Below are 19126 nucleotides of genomic sequence, written 5' to 3' on the forward strand. Positions count from 1 at the left end.
CTTTATTTGGTACGTGGCAGGAGGATGGTCAGAAAGCCCAGCAACGGCAGGAATGAACACAGGTGGTAGACATAGGCGATGCCGTGGCTGTCGGCCAGGTAACCCAAGGTCCCGGCGCCGATGCCGCTCAAGCCGAACATCAGACCGAAGAACACCCCGGCGATCATGCCTACGTTGCCTGGCACCAGTTCCTGGGCGTAAACCACAATGGCCGAGAACGCCGAGGCCAGGATAAAGCCGATGATCACGCTCAGCACCGTGGTCCAGAACAGATCCGCATACGGCAGCGCCAGGGTGAACGGTGCCGCGCCCAGAATCGAAAACCAGATCACCGCCTTGCGGCCGATGCGGTCACCAATCGGTCCGCCGAAGAAGGTCCCCGCCGCCACCGCGCCGAGGAACAGGAACAGGTGCAGTTGTGAACTGGCCACCGACAGGTCGAATTTCTCGATCAGGTAGAAGGTGTAATAGCTGGTCAGGCTGGTCATGTACCAGAACTTGGAAAAGATCAGCAGCGCCAGGATCGCCAGCGAGAAGATCACTTTCTGCTTCGACAGGCCATGGGTGGCTTGCTGCCCGGTCTTGAGTTTGAACAGGTTCAGGTGCGCCTTGTACCAGCGGCTGATGGCCCACAGCAGACCCAGCGCCAGCAAGGCGATGATGCCGACGAACACCACGTTACCCTGGCCGAACGGAATGATGATCGCTGCCGCCAGCAACGGGCCGATCGCCGTCCCGGCGTTGCCGCCGACCTGAAAGGTCGACTGCGCCAGGCCAAACCGCCCGCCTGAGGCCAGCCGCGCAATACGCGAGGCTTCGGGGTGGAAGGTCGACGAGCCGATCCCGATCAAGGCTGCTGCCAGCAGAATCATTTCGAAACTGCCGGCCATCGACATCATCACGATACCGATGAGGGTACAGACCGAGCCCATCGGCAGCACCAGCGGGTTGGGGTGCCGGTCGGTGTAGTAACCGACCCAGGGTTGCAGCAAGGACGCGGTGAGCTGGAACGTCAGGGTGATCATGCCGATCTGTGCAAAGCTCAGGTCATAGTTGGCTTTGAGCATCGGGTAGATGGACGGCAGGATCGCCTGGATCAGGTCATTGATCAGGTGTGCCAGCGCCACTGCGCCGATGATGCGCATCACCAGCGGGCTGGACTGTGGCGTGGCCGGAGCGGCCGCCGAAGCGGGTTGGACACTGGACATGAGGGTCATCCGTAAAGGCAGGTTGCAGAGCCCTCAAACCGATATTACAAAATATGTCATCAGCCCGAAGGGGGCGACAATGTGCCATTTTTCCGGGCCGCAGCGCCACGCTTTATTGTCGTTTTTGTGGCTCTGGTCCTTACTCGGCCAATGGCCGAACGGTGCGCGCCTTATCCATCGACGGCACCTCATGCAGGGAAATCCGCGAGGTTTCCGGCAACGCCAGGCCCCCCATCAATGCCAGCAACGACACCGCCACCAGATAGAACGCCGGTGACAGATTGCTGCCGGTGGTAGAGATCAGCCAGGTGGCGACCAGCGGTGCGGTGCCGCCAAACAGGGTGTAGGCCATGTTGTAGGTGATTGCCGAGGCGGTGTAGCGGGTCCGGGTCGGGAACACTTCCGAGAGCAACGCGGCGGTGACCACGCCACTGAGTACCGCGCCTACGGCCAGCAACATCACACCGAGCACCGAGGCGGCGAACGACCCGGAGCTGGCCATCAGAAACGCCGGCAGTACCACAACGATCAACAGCGCGCAGGTGGTGGCAATGGTCTTGCGTCGCCCGACCCTGTCGGAAAATGCCCCGGCCAGCGGGCAGATCAGCGCAGCAAACAGCAGCGCGATCAGCGCCACCAGCAGCGAAGTGGCACGCGTCAGGCCACCCGCCACTTGCAGGTAGGTGGCGAAGTAAGTGGTGAACATATAAAACGACAGCGCCGTCAGCGATACAAAGGCGCCCAGGCACAGAATCGGACGGGCGTGGTGGCGAAGGGTTTCCTTGAGCGGCGAATGGGCCACTGCATGCTCGTCACTGACCGCCTGGAAGGCAGGGGTCTCGGCCAGCCGCGAGCGCAGATAGATACCGATCAGGCCCATGGGGGCAGCGATCAGAAACGGCAGACGCCAGCCCCAGCTCTGCATGGTTTGACTCGACAGCGTGGCTTCCAGTGCATACGCCACCACGGCTGCGGTGGCAAACGCGGAGAACGTCGAAACCGGCAGGAAGCTGCCGTACCAGGCGCGCTTGTCAGTCGGCGCATGCTCCATCACATAAGCGCAGGCCCCGGCATACTCGCCGCCAGCGGAAAAGCCCTGGGCGCAGCGAATCAGGGTCAGCAGGATCGGCGCCATGACTCCGATGCTGGCGTAGGTGGGCAGTATGCCGATCAACGTGGTGGCGGCGGCCATCAGCAAAATGGTCATGGCCAGGGTGCGTTTGCGCCCGATCCGGTCGCCGAGCATGCCGAAAAAGATCCCGCCCAGCGGCCGGAAGGCAAACGCCACGGCAAACACGGCGAAGGTCTTGAGCAAGGCGACACTGGGGTCACCACTGGGGAAAAACAGCAAGGCAATGGTGGTGGCCAGAAAACCATAGACGGCAAAGTCGAACCACTCGACAAAGTTGCCAATGGCCGCAGCGACGATGACTTTTCTCAGGGTGGCAGGATCAACCTGCGGGGCGGCGGGGTTTGTCATGCGGACCTCGGCATGCTGATCGGGAGTGCCCCGATTATCCGAAGCGCCGCCTGCCCGACTCGCTCTGAAAGGGGCCTCTACGTACCCGAGACCGACACACTGGCCCGCTTGCCCTGCAAACCACCGGTGTGGACGAACAATAACCGGGTGCCGGAGGCGAAACGGCCCGCCATGACGGCCTGGTGCAAGGCCAACAACGCTTTGCCGGTGTACAGCGCTTCCAGCGGCATGCCGCTCTGTTGCTCACTGTCACGGATGAACGCCAACAGCCGAGCGTCGGTTTTCGCAAATCCACCGCGACTGGCGTCGAGCAATTCATAACCGCTGCCGGGTGCTTGCAGCAAACCCGCAACATTGCCCGCCACACCGTGATCGTCCGGCACCGCCAGCGCACCGAACACCCGATGTGCCCCGGCCTCGGCACGCACCAGCCCGGCCAGGGTCGTGCCGGTGCCGGCGGCCAGCCACCAGCCGTGGTAATCCTCCCAGCCCAGCCCCGCCAGTTGCCCTGTGACCATTGGCAGCAACTGCGCACAACCGATAAGCCCTGCCGCCCCGCCGCCGCCTTCGGCAACCGGCTGAAACTGCGGATACCGCGCCTGCCACGGGCCCCAGAAATCGGCCTGATGGCGCTGGCGATAACCGCCGTAACCCAGCCAGTGCAACTGCATGCCGAAGTCTTGCAGGTCTTGCACGGTTGGCGTGAGCTGTTCATGACCACGCAGCAGACCAACCGTGGCAAAGCCAAAGCGTTTGCCCGCTGCGGCCAGTGCATGCAGATGATTGGAGTGGGCGCCACCGAGGCTGATCACGCCCGCCGCATCCTGAGCAGCGGCCGCTTGCAGATGGCCAATGAGCTTGAACCACTTATTGCCGCTGATCAGCGGGTCGATCAGGTCCAGACGCAGCACGGCCACCTGCACCCCGGCCTGGCGCAGCCAGGGCAGATCAAGAGGATGCAGGGGGGCTGTGGGTTGCCAGGTCAGGGCGTCATCAAGCATAAGAACTATCGGCCGGGAAAAACGCGCAGTGTATCGCTTGCGACTGAAAACCGGCCCCATAAGGGCACCTCTAAAAACGTAGGCGAGGCAGCCAGCGCAAGGCGAAAACCGGCGAGAAACGGTCGGAGTCGCGCTCGACTTTACGGGGTGTAAATGAGCATTTTGAGCCGATTTTCAACGCAGCGATGGCAACGCAGGTAGTTTTTAGAGGCGCCCATAAGCGGCCTGCAACCTGAATCACTCGGTTTTCAAGCCTGGTTTGCCGTTCTCGGCTCGCCATTTTTTTACAGTGTTCACGATACCTTCAGGGGAACAATCTTCATCAGGTGACGGATAGTAGAACAGATCGCTTCCTCTGGGGTGCTCTGTGATTTTTCTGAAGTGCATGATCCACGAATTGTGTTCGCGCTCACTGGCTGATCTGACGAACCAGATGTCATTGATAAATTCAGAAAACTCCAATTCGGTATAGTCATTAAAGCTTTTCTTTAGCTCAGCCACGTTTCACCTCCGCATGTAATTTTATATGACCCTTAGGCGTCATGATAATCAAATTATCCACATCATATACCGCTCCGCCGTTCGAGATAAACTCTATGTGATGTATTTCAAAAACTTGCCTTGCACCTGAACGCTGATTCTCAGGTACAACTGGCGCATAGCCCTGTTTCATACGAGAAATTTCCGAAGGAATAAACTGTTTTCCCAATACTTCGTCAGCCGCCACTAGCCGCCAAAAGGCCTCTCTAAACCGTGAGAAATTGTTGAACCTCATTCCCCGAAGTTGATTTGCGATCCGTGCTGGCACAGGAGACCCGTTGCGCTCCGGGAAGCTACTTAGCCAGCCTCCTTGTACAGACTGCCCCTCGCCACTGACGGTGCCAGGCATATTTCTGGGACTACGGAACACGACATAGAGCGGAGGCAGTCCTGAGTCTGCCGGAAACACGAAGATATAGTCATCAATCTCGGCGTCAGCGAGCTCAGGATAAGTGTCAACCCGGCCATCTAAAGGGACCAGAGCTGCCCCCTCATATACAGGCCCCGGAAAACTGTCGACTGGTCTGGCCGTAGAGCTATCGCCCGGCTCAACAATCGGCGTCCAGATCAAATTTCTTCCCGGCACATCGGGTGTCGACGCAGTATAAACCTTACGTTCAGAATCGTATTTTGCGGCAATGACTCGTAACGAGGAAGATTCACTCAATAGGTCAGTCGCAACCGCCACTATCTCAACCTGATCTGCCGTAGACATCCTGAAGTCAAGGCGAATGGGGATTTTTACAGCGCCTGATTTAAACTCACTGAGCGTAGGCGCATTCAACTCTGACAAGGGGATGGTAAATGAGTAGCGGCTCGACAACTCACCATCTCCCAATTTGGATGAATAGACCAGAGCGCTGATACCAACCATCATGCCAGAGCTTGCTTTTGCCAAGTTCTCAGCCAATGTAGCGACGGCCGAGCGCACTGCGCTTTGCAAGGCAGTCACACCACCCTCTGTCGAAATAACTCTGCCCGATGCTGTAACGAGCTGAGCACTTGACGTACTCGCTGCACCGCTGTAATGAAAGCTGCCAGCAACACCCTCTGTTGTGGTTGATTCGTTTGCACGCTTATCAGCGTCAATACGGGCCCGCTCACTGGCCCGCGCCGCCGCTTGCGCTAGAGACTGCTTGCTATTAGGTAGTGCCGCTTGTGCAAAACGCGCAGCAACCCCCTCCAGACTATTCATCGCATGCGCTGCAACACGCGAACGTTCCTGCTCCGCCGCTCTTGCGCGCTCCAGTTCCTGCTGGACCTCTGCCAGCCTTGCCTGCAATACGCTCGTTTCTTGAACCAGCCTGGCCAATCCCGCTTTTGCAAAACTGCGTCGGTAGGCAGCTTCGTGCGAGCGTTGAGCAAACTGATGTACATCACTGACCGTCCGGGCACGCATCATCTGCTCAGAAACTCTATGCATGCGTTGCTGGTGTGACAGTGACAATGGATCAACGCCGTAAAATCGGTCAGCGACTTCAGAGGCCTGCTGGATTTCCGAACTCTTTTTCTGGATCAACTGAGCTCGGACTGCCAATTCTCGATTAAGCCCATCAATTGATCGAGTGTCTTCAGCGCTAGTCCCACCGAGTGCATTTAGCTCCTGAGTGAGTGTAGATTCAATCAGCGCAAGGCTATCTTTATATTGCTTCTCCCACTCAAGAACCTCGCGATGCATAAAAGGACCGAAGCGTATAATTTCTGGAACCGGAGGGGGTGGAACGGACTGCGCCCACCCACCCAAACCAAAATCTCCATCAGGTGGCTGTGCCCCCACAAAAATGGGCGGTAATTCGATCTGTTTCTTCGACATTTGAAACCCCTGCCTTGAAAGTTTATTAAAATGCCAGACACCAAACCATCAGCAACATGCAACTGACGGAGCGATACCTGACAAAAACTTTCAAACACCACCATTCCAAAACCGCAAGAGATTTCAAAAATAAAAACCAACACAGTTACCGTTAAAAACAGAGGAATAAATAGCAATAAGACAACTCTCAAACCAGAGTAGGAATCTTCCTTAAAAACAGAAGAGACATCTTTTTCCTGCGACAGGACATTCCCGGCACGCCAAACACAACAGCGCATGGCGCGAAACTCGCACCCTAGCTCTTGCGCTAATTTAGAGATCATGAAAAAGTGCTCAAGGCACCTATAAAAACGTGCGAGAGGCGAAGGCAATAATCGGCCAGATTCGTGAGCGACCATACGGAGTATGATTAAGCAGCAAATTTCTAATTTACGCACAAACCTACTTTACAAAACAGCGATGGCAACGCTAACAGTGGATGCTTGCATCCCAAGACCATTAAAACTCAATACCGATAATTTACTGCGTAGCACGCTGAACACTGGAAACTCCTGAGGTGAGACCAGCGATCATATGCAGATTCCTACAAGGCTTCTCGTGAGCATGTTCTCCGGCGCTAAGTCCAAGGCGGAGCAACTTAATTGTTCCGCCTCAACTAGCCCGCATTATTCCTGTAAAACTCTAAAGCACCGCCGCCAGCCGTGACCCCTGATCGATGGCCCGCTTGGCATCCAGCTCGGCGGCGACATCCGCGCCGCCGATCAGGTGCACGCTCTGCCCGCCCGCCAGCAGCGCTTCATGCAATTCACGCAAAGGCTCCTGGCCGGCGCAGATGATGACGTTGTCCACCTCCAGCACCGTCGGCTCGCCCTCGCCCACGCGGATGTGCAGGCCAGCGTCGTCGATCTTCAGGTACTGCACGCTGCTGAGCATCTGCACCTGACGGTTTTTCAGGCCGGTACGGTGGATCCAGCCGGTGGTTTTGCCCAGCCCGTCACCGACTTTCGATGCCTTGCGTTGCAACAGGTACACCTGGCGCGCCGGAGCGTGCACTTCGGGTTTGATGCCGGTGACGCCGCCACGGGCCTGCAAGGCGGTATCAATGCCCCACTCCCTCCAGAACGCTTCGCGGTCCAGGCTGGTGGACACGCCCTGATGGACCAGAAACTCCGATACATCGAAGCCGATACCGCCAGCCCCGATCACCGCCACGCGCTGGCCCACCGGCTGGTGCTCGCCAATCACCTGCAGGTAGTTCAATACCTTGGGATGGTCGATACCCGCAATCTGCGGTGTGCGCGGCACGATGCCGGTGGCCAGCAAGACTTCATCAAAACCGGCGCTCAGCAGGTCCTGGGCTGCGACCCGAGTATTGAGGCGCAGCTCGACACCGGTGCTTTTGAGCTTGCGGTCGAAGTAGCGCAGGGTCTCGAAGAACTCTTCCTTGCCCGGCACCTGCTTGGCGATATTAAACTGCCCGCCGATTTCACTGGCCGCATCGAACAGCGTGACCTGATGCCCGCGCCCGGCCGCCACCGTGGCCGCCGCCAGCCCCGCCGGTCCGGCACCGACCACGGCAATACGTTTGGGCTGCGTGGTGGGCAGGTAGTTGAGTTCGGTTTCATGGCAGGCCCGCGGGTTGACCAGGCAACTGGTCAGCTTGCCGGCGAAGATATGGTCCAGGCAGGCCTGGTTGCAGCCGATGCAGGTGTTGATTTCATCGGCGCGACCGGCAGCGGCCTTGTTGACGAACTCAGGATCGGCCAGAAATGGCCGGGCCATGGACACCATGTCGGCGTCGCCTTCGCGTAAAACCTGCTCGGCCACCTCCGGGGTGTTGATGCGGTTGGTGGTGATCAACGGAATCTGCACCGCACCGCGCAGGTGCGCGGTGACTTTGGTGAAGGCAGCACGCGGCACCTTGGTGGCGATGGTCGGAATGCGCGCCTCGTGCCAGCCAATACCGGTGTTGATCAACGTAGCACCAGCCGCCTCGACGGCCTTGGCCAGTTGCACGATCTCGCTCCAGTCGCTGCCGCCCTCCACCAGGTCGAGCATCGACAGGCGATAGATGATGATGAACTGCGCGCCCACTGCCTCACGCACCTGGCGGACGATTTCCACCGCCAGACGCATGCGGTTCTCGAAGCTGCCGCCCCAGCGGTCGTCGCGCTGGTTGGTGCGCGCGGCGAGGAACTGGTTGATGAAATAGCCTTCCGAGCCCATGATCTCGACCCCGTCGTAGCCGGCCTCGCGGGCCAGGCTGGCGCAATTGACGAAATCACCGATCTGCTTCTCGATGCCCTGTTCGTCCAGCTCACGGGGCTTGAACGGGTTGATCGGCGCCTGAATCGCGCTGGGCGCAACCAGACCCGGGCTGTAGGCATAGCGGCCCGTGTGCAGGATCTGCAGGCAGATCTTGCCGCCGGCCTGATGCACCGCCTCGGTGACGATGCGATGATGAGCGGCCTCCTCGGCAGTGGTCAGCTTCGCCGCGCCCTTATAGGTCACCCCCTCGTCGTTCGGCGCAATACCGCCGGTGACGATCAGCCCCACGCCGCCTCTGGCACGCTCGGCAAAATAGGCCGCCATGCGCTCGAAACCGCCCGGCTTTTCTTCCAGGCCAGTGTGCATCGAGCCCATCAGGGTGCGGTTGCGCAAGGTGGTGAACCCCAGCTCCAGCGGGGCGAGCAGGTGCGGGTAGACGGTGGCGCTCATTGTCAGGCTCCAGCGAAATCATCACGGTCAAAGGTGAGGGAATCTCTGCGGATGCCCTTTCGGTATGTTGCCCACAGTAAATAGCCCGGCCCACGCACTCAATGACCACAACTGACAAGTTAATGATCAAAATGCACAGCAGCGGGCTTGGCAAGCCTTGCGCGACGCCCTACCCTGACTGGCATTCTGCTTACCGCATCCATTCTGGACCTTATGCGCAAACTACTCGGCCTGTGCCTGTCCGCTGCTCTTGTCGCCCTGCTGCTCAGCTATGGCGTGTGGACCTCGCAACGCCCGCTGGGCCATTACCTGTCCGATCTGCGCAGCCATCTGGCAATCAATCAAGGCACGCCTGCCGGGCGCGGCAACCTGCTGGGCATCGAAACCGAGCTGTACCCCACCGATTATCAGGACCTTGAGCGCTTGCACCGCAAGCTGGCGGCCTGGCTGCAACAGGCTCGCGAGCAAGGGCTGCTTAATGATAAAACCCTGGTGGTCTTGCCCGAACACATCGGCACCTGGCTGTTTGCCGCTGGCGAAAAGAATCAGTTCTACAAGGCCGAAACGGTCGATGAGGCGATGACCTGGCTGGCCTGGAGCAACCCGATCAAGTTTGTCAGCGCGTTGCTCAATGCCCGCGGCGAGCAACGCCTGGGTGATGCGCACTTGCGCATGAAAGCGCAATCGATGGCCAGCGACTACCAGCAGTTGTTCGGCGGCCTGGCCAGCGAGTTCAGCGTCACCCTGGTGGCCGGCTCGATCATCCTGCCTGAACCACACATCGAAGGCAGCCAACTGACCGTCAGGCCAGGTCCGCTGTACAACGTCAGCCTGGTGTTCGGCGCCGACGGCAAACCACTGGGTCAACCCCAGCGCCAGGTGTATCCGAGCGTTCATCAAGGCGGCTATGTACAGGCAGACCGCCAGGCGCCCTTGCAGGTGTTCGACACACCCGCCGGCCGCCTGGCGGTGCTGATCGGCAGCGACAGCTGGTATCCGGACAACTATGCACGGCTCAATGCCAGCGGCGCCGAGCTGATTGCCGTGCCGGCTTTTATCCCTGGCCGACAGCGCTGGAGCGCGCCGTGGCCGGGCCACACCAACCAGGGACTGACGCTGCCGGCTGGTGCCCTCAGCGAAGGTGAAGCCTGGCAACGCCTGACCCTGACCGGGCAGCCCTCACAGAGCAACGCCCGCGCCGGCATCAGCGTATTCATGCACGGCCAGTTCTGGAATCAGGGGGCTTCAGGTGACAGCTTCGTGCACCAGCAAACCTCGCCGCCTGGCGCACCGCTCGGCGGCACCCGTTTGATCAACCTCTGGCTGTGAACATGAACCGCCCGCCCTTGCGCCTGGGGGATCTGTCGGTAGGTTTTATCCAATGCCTGGATGAAGCACTGCGCAGCCTCGGCCATGACCCCACGGCGCTCTTGCAGCAATATGGCCTGGACAGCCATAGCCTGAGCCAGGCCGGCGCGCGCCTGAGCATTGCCCGCTATATGCGCCTGGGCCACGCCGCCATCGAGCTCAGTGGCCAGCCGGCGTTGGGCTTACAGATGGGCAAACTCAGCCGCCTGGGCCAGGCCGGGCTGGCCGGGGTCACCGCAGCCCAGGCTCCGGATGTCCGTGAGGCGGCGCGCACCCTGCTGCGTTTCGAGCCGCTCTACGCGGCCAATTACCGGGGCCAGTCGCGTCTGCTTGAAGACAGTGAGGGTGCTTGGCTGCGGTTCTATTCAATCAGCCCCTACAACGCCTACAACCGTTTTGTGGTCGACTCGCTGCTCAGCGGCTGGTTGAGCCAGTTGTCTGGCGTGGCCGACCGCAGCTTGCAGGCCCAGCGCATCGAAATCGAGTTCAACGCGCCAGACTATGCCGCGGCATACGCCGCCCTCAGTGAACAACCTGTTGTGTTCGCGGCGGCAACCAATCAGCTGCGTCTGGATAACGCCAGCCTGGAGATCCGCAACCCAGCTCATTGCCCGAGTACCTGGCAACAGCTGGTGCAGTTATGCGAACTGGAGCTTGAGCGCCTGACCCGCACCCGCAGTCTGCGCGAGCGCATCATCAGCCTGCTGGGGCCATTGCTCAATGGCGGTCGAGAACCGGATCTGGAAGAAGTGGCGGCCAGACTCAAGCTGCCCACCTGGACCCTGCGGCGCAAGCTGGCCGATGAGCAGACCAGTTTTCGGGCCGTGCTCAACGATACCCGCCGCGACCTGGCCATGACCTACATCCGCGACACGGAACTGGCCTTTGGCGAAATCGCCTACTTGCTGGGGTTTGCCTCTGCTGAGGCCTTTCAACGGGCTTTCAAGCGCTGGAATGGCCAGACGCCCGGGGAGTTTCGCCGCAGCCAGCGCCTGGGCGCTCGCTGAGTGTTATAGCTCGGTCGCGTCGTCAGCCGGTTCCGGCATGTCGAGTTCATAGGCGCGGTATTCGAGCAATTCTTCTTGATAGTCATCCATGGTGCTGGTCCTCTTGGCAGGTGTTCAATGCGGCGTCAGACGTTGAGCGCAGCGTGCAGGTAATGACCCTTGTCCTGACAGTAAGGTTCGCATTTGACATCCTCCCCGCCCTAAAGAGCGGGGATTCCTACCGCTAGACGGCGATGCCCCGCCGCAAGAATGTTCCGGGCCGCGTTTACATCACGGTCGTGGGCTGTACCGCAGCACACGCAGGTCCATTCTCTTATTCGCAAACCAGCTCTACCTTTCGGACTGCTGGTGGAAATGCTTCCACAGCACGAGCAGGTCTGGGTGGTATAGCGCTCGGCTACAACCTCAAAAACAACGCCTGCCCGTTGGCATTTCTGCTCCAGCATTGTCTTGAGTTGGCCCCATCCTGCATCAAGCGTGGATTTGGCCATTTGAGTCTTTACGAGTTTGGCGCTGGCTACATCGCCAACGAAAATGGCGGCGCAGCGCTCAACCAGGGCGGTTGAGAACTTGTGTTGCGCATCCTTGCGCCGGTTCCTGATCCTGGCATGGAGGGCGCGAACACGTGCCCTCTTGCCAGCACGCTGAGCGATGCCCAGCTTCTGCTCCAGGGTGCGATATTGGCGCCCTATCAGCACTTGGCCCTCAGACGTTGTCGCCGCCGCTTTAAGGCCCAGGTCGATGCCAACTGCGGCAATGCCGCTGCACGGCTTGCTCTCAACCTGCACGCAGATATTGAGATACCAGCGCCCCCTGGAATCTTCACTGAAGCTTCCGGCCCGCAGGGCGTACTGACTTAAACCGTAGCTGTCCCACAGGCCAAACCTGAACCCGGCGAACTGAATCTGACCGTTCTTGTATTGCAAGGCACGCGCCTTGAATGGAATCCAGCCCAGACTGTATTTGGGGCTGCTCCTGCTGGACACCCGCCAATTGAGCCTGGAACGCTTGAACTGCTTACGGGCCTTGGCGTAGTCCTCGCAAACCTGCTGCACGGTGGGCGAGCCGATCTGCACGCCGTCGCATTTGCTTAATCCATTGGTCAGCTTTTGCAGGTCAAAACCGGAGAGCCACTGGTGGCGTTCCCGGATGGCGCGATGACTCGTTTCATTGCAGTAGTTCCACACCAGATTGACCTCGCGCGCCATCGCAAGCAGCGTTTTCGCGTGCTTGTCTTTGATTCGGAGCTTAAGGGTCTTGGTGTGGTTCATGGCATGAATTATGGTTTGGTCTTTCAAGCTATGGGTGGCGTTGTCGAATCGGGTGGCTTCACTCAGAGGGTATCATCCAGACTGCTGCGTAAGCAGTTCGGGGATTTCCACCCCTGGCTCAAGCGAAGGGGTGTCCTCTGGTCGCCATCCTACCTCGCTTCTAGCTGCGGCAGTGCGCCGATTGAAATCCTGCGCCAATACATCGAAGAACAGCAGACTCCCAACCAGGACGCCTGCGGCTTCCGCGCTCTCGACCTCGGGCTAAACCCCGAGGCTTCTCGCGCATATGGTGACAGGAAAATGTCCGTATCTGGATGATACGAAGCGCCAGGCGGCTAAATTAATCCGGCGCGTGATCCAACTGATATCGCCCTTGACTTTTCCCGTACTGGCGCAATACCCTCAGTGCCATGAATACCTCCAAGCAGTTCTTCGGCCAGATTATTATTACCGTCATTCCAGTCATGGCGGGTTAGCCGACGTTTGCTTGAAAAACCCGCCCTGGAGGCGGGTTTTTTTCTGTCTCCCGGGTCTTGAAAGCTTGAACCAGGAGTCAGACATGATCGCTATCGCCCGCCCAATCGTCGCTTGCCCATCCGTTATCGGCCAATTGCCTGTGCCTCGTGCCCTGTACAAGGAAACGACGCGATGAGCCATGCCGAGTCCGATTTGCTCAACCACTACGTACGCAAGATCCTCACCTCCCGCGTCTACGACGTGGCCATCGAAACCCCGCTGCAGGGGGCTCGCCAGCTGTCTGAGCGGCTCGGCAACCAGATCCTGCTCAAGCGCGAAGACCTGCAGCCGGTTTTCTCCTTCAAGATTCGCGGCGCCTACAACAAGCTGGCGCAACTGAGCGCGGCAGAAACCGCCCGTGGCGTGGTCACCGCCTCAGCCGGCAACCATGCTCAGGGCCTGGCCCTGGCGGCGCGGGAGCTGGGCATCAAGGCGGTGATCGTGATGCCCAAGACCACCCCGGAAATCAAGGTCGAGGGCGTGCGCTCGCGCGGTGGCCAGGTGGTGCTGCATGGCGACTCGTTCCCGGAGGCGCTGGCCCATTCACTGCGGCTGGTCGAGGAACAGGGGCTGGTCTATGTCCACCCCTATGACGACCCCGACACCATCGCCGGGCAAGGCACCGTGGCCATGGAGATCCTGCGCCAGCACCCTGGCCAACTGGACGCGATCTTTGTCCCGGTCGGTGGCGGCGGGCTGATCGCCGGCATTGCCGCGTACGTGAAATACCTGCGCCCGGAAATCAAAATCATCGGCGTCGAACCGGACGACTCCAACTGCCTGCAAGCCGCCCTGGCTGCTGGCGAGCGGGTGGTGCTCAACCAGGTCGGGCTGTTTGCCGATGGCGTGGCGGTGGCGCAGATCGGTCAGCATACCTTTGAGGTCTGCCGGCACTACGTCGACGAAGTGATCACCGTCAGCAGCGACGAAATCTGCGCGGCGATCAAGGACATCTACGACGACACCCGCTCGATCACCGAACCTGCCGGTGCGCTGGGCGTGGCGGGCATCAAAAAGTACGTCGAACAGCGCGGCGTCAGCGGCCAGACTCTGGTGGCCATCGACTCCGGGGCCAATATCAACTTCGACCGCCTGCGCCATGTCGCCGAGCGCGCCGAGCTGGGTGAAGGCCGCGAAGCCATCATTGCGGTGACCATCCCGGAGCGGCCCGGCAGCTTCAAGGCGTTCTGTGAAGCGATCGGCAAGCGCCAGATCACCGAATTCAACTACCGCTACCACACCGACCGCGAGGCGCACATTTTCGTTGGCGTGCAGACCCACCCGGAGCGCGACCCGCGCAGCGCGCTGATCGCCAGCCTGAGCGAACAAGGCTTTCCGGTGGTCGACCTGACCGACAACGAACTGGCCAAGCTGCACATCCGCCACATGGTCGGCGGGCACTCGGAGCGGGTCAGCGACGAAGTGGTGCTGCGCTTCGAATTTCCCGAGCGGCCGGGCGCGCTGTTCAACTTTTTGAATAAACTGGGCGGACGCTGGACCATTTCGATGTTCCACTACCGCAACCATGGCGCAGCCGATGGCCGGGTAGTGGCGGGGCTGGTGGTGCCGGAAGATGAACACGACCTGGTCCAGGACACCCTGCAAGAGATTGGTTACCCCTATTGGGACGAGACCAATAACCCGGCGTATCGGCTGTTTCTTGGCTAAGTCAGATTTATCGCACCTAGAAACACAGTGATGGTCAATGAAGGTATCGCCCTGTGGACGCTACCTTCATGCCAGACGCCATCGCCGCCGACCAGCTCCCCCCTGACCTGCATTACGTCGACGACAGCGAGCCCGGCTTTAGCCGCAAGCTGCTGCGCGGCAAATTTGCCTATTTTGACCTGGACGGCCAACGGATCCGCGACAAGGCCGAGATCCAGCGCATCAACGCCCTGGCCATCCCGCCGGCCTATACCGATGTGTGGATCTGCGCCGACCCGCGCGGCCATCTGCAGGCCACCGGCCGCGATGCGCGCCAGCGCAAGCAGTACCGCTATCACCCGCGCTGGCGGGAAATCCGTGACCAGAACAAGTACGCGCGCATGATTGCCTTCGGCAGCGCCCTGCCCAAGGTGCGCAAGCAGCTTGAAGCGCAGATGAGCCAGCCCGGCATGGGCCGCGACAAGGTGATCGCCACCGTGGTCAGCCTGCTCGACGCGACGCTGATACGCATCGGCAACTCCCGCTACGCCCGTGACAACCGCTCGTTCGGCCTGACCACATTGCGCAACAAGCATGTGGACATCAAAGGCAGCGAAATCCTCTTCCAGTTTCGTGGCAAAAGCGGCGTGGAGCACCAGATCAGCATCAAGGACCGGCGCATGGCTAACATCATCAAGCGTTGCATGGAGTTGCCGGGCCAGAACCTGTTTCAGTATCTGGACGCCGACGGCCAGCGCCACGGCATCAGCTCATCGGACGTCAACGCCTACCTGCATACCCTGACTGGCGCCGACTTCACCGCCAAGGACTACCGCACCTGGGCCGGCAGCGTGTTGGCCCTGACGACCTTGCGCAAGCTGGATTGGGAACCGGAAAGCGACGCGAAGAAGCATATCGTCGAGATGGTCAAAAATGTCGCCCGCCAGTTGGGCAACACTCCGGCGGTCTGCCGCAAGTGTTATATCCACCCGGCGGTGCTCGAAGGCTTCGTGATCGGCGAACTGGCCAAACTGCCGCGCTCGCGCAAACGCCAGGGCTTGAGCGCCGAAGAGGTTGCCTTGGCAGCCTTTCTCCAGCAGTTGCATGCACAGAGCGCCGGGCAGCGCTCCTGAGGTTACTCGGCGGGCGGGCTCTGCTCTGCGGGAGCGGAGTGCTGCTCAAGCAGCTCTTCCAGACTACTCGGCTCGCTGTCGAGGGGATGGGCACTGTCTGTCGGCGCGGTCGGCGACTCGACCTGCTCAACCTTGAATGAACCGGCTTCGACGGGCGCGGCGAGTGGCTGGCTGGTGTCAGCGGGCGCGGCTACTGGCGCTGCGGTTTCGGTGGCTGGCGCTGGCGGCTGCTCAGGGACGGCCGCCGGAGCAGTTGCAGGAGCCGCAGCAGGGACCAGCGCAGCCGGTGCCGGCGCGGTCGCTTCAGGCACACCCATGTCAGGCTTGGGTTGCTCGACGATGTGCGCCGCCTGCTTGACTTCCGGCGGCAGGAAATTCTCTACCAGGCCGAAAAAGCGCTCGTAGAACTTGGTGGATGCGACGGTCTCACTGGCCACTTTGACCATCGAATCGTCGGTGGAACCGATCGGCATCGACACCGAGCCCAGCACACCGACGCCCAGGCTGGCCGACGTGTTGGTTTTCTTCAGCGCGTAGCGGTCCTGCAGGGCGTTGGCGAACATGCTCGACGTACCGGCATGGGCGTCATCGGCGCAGACCACGTTGAAGCTGATTTCGATATGGGTATCGCCAGTCTGCTGGAAGCTCTTGCGCCCGCTGATCATCTTCGGGTCGTTGCTGGTGATGATGTAGCCCTGGCTGAGCAGTGCCCTCCGCGCCGCCTCGCAGGACGCGGTATCGCTGGCCGGGTAGGTGCGCGAGAAGGTTCCGGCGTCATCGAAATGCTCATGATCGTAGATCGCCTGCTTGGGCGAGGAACAACCAGCAGCCATGAGCAGGGCAGACACCCAGCAGGCAGTACGAACATTCAGAACATTGAACATCGGAAATCCCGGAGATAAAGAACGGCAGGGCGATCAGGAAAATGGCGCTAAGTCTGCAACAACCCAGGCGCGGGATCAACGCAGACTTGGCAAGCATTTGGTTACATGAAGTCTTATTCACTGAAATCTGCCCGCCAGCCCCCCCTGTTCATACTCAACGCTTCACCCAAAGGGCGATCACGGCTACCCTTGAGCGCCGCGAGCCGCACGTCAGACGATTCGGAAACCACTGCCACGATGGACACCACCCCTATTAACCGCGCATCTGAAACCGGCAAGGAAACGACCGGTGGCGGCCGAGTGCAAGTCATTGACCGCTCGATCGTGCTGTTGCGCACGCTTTCCAGCCAGAAGAACGGCGCCAGCGCGCTGGATCTGGCGCGCCTTACCGGAATCGACCGGACCACCATTCACCGGCTGCTCAAGACCCTGACCTACTGGAGCCTGATCGAGTCGCACAACGGCACCTACCGGCTCGGCCCGGAGTGCCTGGTGTACTCCACCGCTTACTTGAACCGCCTGAATCTGCGCAAGATCGCCCTGCCCTACGCCATCGAACTGCAACGCGTCACTGCTGACCGCCAGGCCATCGTCTCGGTCTCGGTGCCGGTGGGCGACCAGGTGGTGTTGATCGAGCGCATGTGGACCCCCATCACGCCGTTGAACGTGATTGTCGATCTGGCCGACCACTTTCCACTGGAAGGTAGCCCGAGCGGCCGCGCCATCCTGGCCACCTACGATACGGCTCAAGCCATTGCCGTGCTGGGCGCCGAACGCCACGCCAGGGTGCTGCCAAACCTGGACACCATCCGTCAGCAACAGGACTTCGCCTTCGGCCACAACGAGTTCAAGCCCGGCCTGTCATCGGTGGCCTACCCGATCCGCGCTGGCGACGGCCCGGCAATCGGTGCGCTGGTGGTTGCCGGGCTGGAGATGGAAAGCGAAATCCATCCGCAGTCGCCGCTGGCCAGCCATGTGCGCCGCGCCTGTGACGGGATCGCGGCGCAACTGGGCGACCTGTAGCTGCAAGCCGCCACGACCGGGCTCACTGGCCCGGCCCTGCATCAAGTTCGGCCAGCAACCGGTTCTGCTGCACCTTGCCGTAGTGTGAGCGCGGCAGCTCATTGAGAAACCAGATGCGCCGCGGCACTTTGAAACGCGACAGCCGCGCGCGACAGTGCTCGATCAGTTGCTGGTCCGAGAGCGCGCCAGGCTCACTGAGTACCACGGCAGCACACACCTGCTCACCCCACTCCAGATCCGCCAGGCCAAACACATGGACATCGGTCACCTGGGCCAGCTCACGCAGGCTCTGCTCGACCTCGCTCGGCTGCACCGATTTACCGCCGCTACGGATGATGTCCTTGCAGCGACCTTGCACGCTTAGCAGGCCATCAGCGCGGATACTGCCCAGATCGCCACTGCGCAGCCAGCCGTCGGCCAGGGTGCGCGCGGTCAGCTCAGGCTGCTGCCAGTAGCCGGCCATCAGTTGCGGTCCGGCGATCAGAATCTCGCCCACCCCCTGTTCGTCCGGCTGGTCGATGCGCAGCGCCGCCGAGAACACCGGGCGTCCGACCAGCCCTTGAGCAGACTCACCCGCAGCACGGGTCGCGGCCATCTGCGCCACGCTCAAATAACAACTCCACGGCGCTTCGGTCATGCCATACAGCACGCTCAGCCGGCTGCCGAACAACTGGCATGCGCCTTCCAGAACCTCGCTGGCCAGCGCCGCCGCACCGATGTCCAGGGTTTTCAACGAGGGCAGATCAGCCGCTGCAGTGCCGGCTTCGCGCAGCAGGCGCAACAGCTGGGTCGGAACCAGCGAACTGAAAGCCGCCTGATGCTCACGCAACTGACCGATGAATGCTGGCGCCTCGAAGCGCCCGCCCAGCACCACCTGGCCGCCACTGAGCAGATGCCCCAGTACCGCGACCGCCGCGATTGGCCAGAGCGGGCGCACGTTGAGCAGCACATCACCCGGCACTGCACCACGGGCCATGACGATGTTCTGCAACACCGCACACAGGCTGGCATGCCGGTGCATCACGGCCTTGGGCAGGCCCGTCGTACCGCCGGTGTAGTTCAGCGAAGCCAGGGCTTGCGCCGGCTGGGCTGCACGGGCGGGCAACGGCAGCGCGGATGCCTCGGCAAAGCCCTCCAGGGCCAGACACGGCACACCTGCCAGGCGCAGTTGCCCGGCCAGCGCCTGATAGTGGCTGGAGAACAGCAGCAACTGCGCCCCCGCGTCACGCACCTGTGCCAGCAGTTCCTCACCCGACAACGCCGGGTCCAGCGGCACCCGCACCCGGCCTGTCGCCATGCAGCCATAGTCGGCCAGCAGGTAATTGATGCTGGCCTCGGCCAGCAGCGCCACCCGTGCACCGGCCTGCACATTCAAACGCTCCAGCGCCAGGCCGAAGGCCGTCAGTTGCCGGTCCAGATCCGCAAAGCTCAGGCTGCGGTGCACTGCCGGCTCATACAGAGCAATACGTTCAGGCCACTTGTGCGCGGCCTGACTCAACAGGGTGCTGATATCCATG

General features: G+C 60.8%; 14 protein-coding genes and 1 pseudogene. 6 read left to right on the forward strand and 9 right to left on the reverse strand.

All coding sequences use genetic code 11. The features are described 5' to 3' along the window. Nucleotides 1-2: 2 nt before the first annotated feature. The 6 genes from NJC40_RS25355 to NJC40_RS25380 all read right to left on the reverse strand — a co-directional run bounded on the left by NJC40_RS25355 (nucleotide 3) and on the right by NJC40_RS25380 (nucleotide 8760). A complete protein-coding gene (locus tag NJC40_RS25355; RefSeq protein WP_492180420.1) occupies nucleotides 3-1208 on the reverse strand; it encodes an MFS transporter in 1206 nt (401 codons plus the stop codon). A 139-nt stretch (nucleotides 1209-1347) separates the two neighbouring features. Continuing rightward, on the reverse strand, nucleotides 1348-2688 hold the full coding sequence (locus NJC40_RS25360) for an MFS transporter (RefSeq protein WP_253141511.1): 1341 nt from the start codon (nucleotides 2686-2688) through the stop codon (nucleotides 1348-1350). 77 nt (nucleotides 2689-2765) lie between these two features. Beyond that, nucleotides 2766-3689 (reverse strand): 1-aminocyclopropane-1-carboxylate deaminase/D-cysteine desulfhydrase, encoded by a 924-nt coding sequence (locus NJC40_RS25365; protein WP_253141513.1) that lies wholly within the window; start codon nucleotides 3687-3689, stop codon nucleotides 2766-2768. A gap of 237 nt (nucleotides 3690-3926) precedes the next feature. After that, entirely contained in the window at nucleotides 3927-4190 is a 264-nt protein-coding gene (locus NJC40_RS25370; RefSeq protein ID WP_084710170.1) for a bacteriocin immunity protein, read from the reverse strand. Continuing rightward, a complete protein-coding gene (locus NJC40_RS25375; RefSeq protein WP_253141515.1) occupies nucleotides 4183-6042 on the reverse strand; it encodes a pyocin-S2/colicin E7-DNase domain-containing protein in 1860 nt (619 codons plus the stop codon). The genes NJC40_RS25370 and NJC40_RS25375 overlap by 8 nt, the downstream gene beginning before the upstream one ends. Nucleotides 6043-6723: 681 nt before the next feature. Then, nucleotides 6724-8760 (reverse strand): NADPH-dependent 2,4-dienoyl-CoA reductase, encoded by a 2037-nt coding sequence (locus NJC40_RS25380; protein WP_253141518.1) that lies wholly within the window; start codon nucleotides 8758-8760, stop codon nucleotides 6724-6726. A gap of 213 nt (nucleotides 8761-8973) precedes the next feature. Between NJC40_RS25380 and NJC40_RS25385 the strand changes: the two genes are divergently transcribed. Further along, a complete protein-coding gene (locus NJC40_RS25385; RefSeq protein ID WP_253141521.1) occupies nucleotides 8974-10089 on the forward strand; it encodes a carbon-nitrogen hydrolase family protein in 1116 nt (371 codons plus the stop codon). A gap of 2 nt (nucleotides 10090-10091) precedes the next feature. Next, nucleotides 10092-11135: an AraC family transcriptional regulator gene (locus NJC40_RS25390; RefSeq protein ID WP_253117286.1), complete on the forward strand. Its 1044-nt coding sequence runs from the start codon at nucleotides 10092-10094 to the stop codon at nucleotides 11133-11135. Between the two features lie 200 nt (nucleotides 11136-11335). Here the strand turns inward: NJC40_RS25390 and NJC40_RS25395 are convergent, their stop codons facing one another. Further along, nucleotides 11336-12406 carry an RNA-guided endonuclease InsQ/TnpB family protein gene (locus tag NJC40_RS25395; protein WP_253141522.1) on the reverse strand — a complete coding sequence of 357 codons (1071 nt, stop codon included), beginning with the start codon at nucleotides 12404-12406 and terminating at the stop codon, nucleotides 11336-11338. Nucleotides 12407-12440: 34 nt separating this feature from the next. On the opposite strand from NJC40_RS25395, the pseudogene NJC40_RS25400 reads away from it, so the two are divergent. From NJC40_RS25400 to NJC40_RS25410, 3 genes and pseudogenes are all read left to right on the forward strand, one after another. Beyond that, nucleotides 12441-12631 (forward strand): annotated as a pseudogene (locus NJC40_RS25400) (IS200/IS605 family transposase); the annotation flags it as partial. Nucleotides 12632-13075: 444 nt separating this feature from the next. Next, nucleotides 13076-14590, forward strand: coding sequence for a threonine ammonia-lyase, biosynthetic (gene ilvA / locus NJC40_RS25405; protein WP_492180592.1), 1515 nt, complete (start codon nucleotides 13076-13078; stop codon nucleotides 14588-14590). Nucleotides 14591-14658: 68 nt separating this feature from the next. Further along, nucleotides 14659-15702, forward strand: coding sequence for a DNA topoisomerase IB (locus tag NJC40_RS25410; protein WP_045493504.1), 1044 nt, complete (start codon nucleotides 14659-14661; stop codon nucleotides 15700-15702). A 2-nt stretch (nucleotides 15703-15704) separates the two neighbouring features. On the opposite strand, the gene NJC40_RS25415 is transcribed toward NJC40_RS25410, so the two are convergent. Further along, a complete protein-coding gene (locus tag NJC40_RS25415) occupies nucleotides 15705-16586 on the reverse strand; it encodes a DUF2242 domain-containing protein (protein ID WP_253141976.1) in 882 nt (293 codons plus the stop codon). 237 nt (nucleotides 16587-16823) lie between these two features. Between NJC40_RS25415 and NJC40_RS25420 the strand changes: the two genes are divergently transcribed. After that, nucleotides 16824-17609: an IclR family transcriptional regulator gene (locus tag NJC40_RS25420; protein ID WP_290447708.1), complete on the forward strand. Its 786-nt coding sequence runs from the start codon at nucleotides 16824-16826 to the stop codon at nucleotides 17607-17609. A 22-nt stretch (nucleotides 17610-17631) separates the two neighbouring features. On the opposite strand, the gene NJC40_RS25425 is transcribed toward NJC40_RS25420, so the two are convergent. Continuing rightward, nucleotides 17632-19125, reverse strand: a complete 1494-nt coding sequence (locus NJC40_RS25425; protein WP_253141974.1) for a class I adenylate-forming enzyme family protein — start codon at nucleotides 19123-19125, stop codon at nucleotides 17632-17634. Nucleotide 19126 lies beyond the last annotated feature (1 nt).

The organism is Pseudomonas sp. 21LCFQ02, assembly GCF_024129895.2.
Taxonomy (GTDB): domain Bacteria; phylum Pseudomonadota; class Gammaproteobacteria; order Pseudomonadales; family Pseudomonadaceae; genus Aquipseudomonas.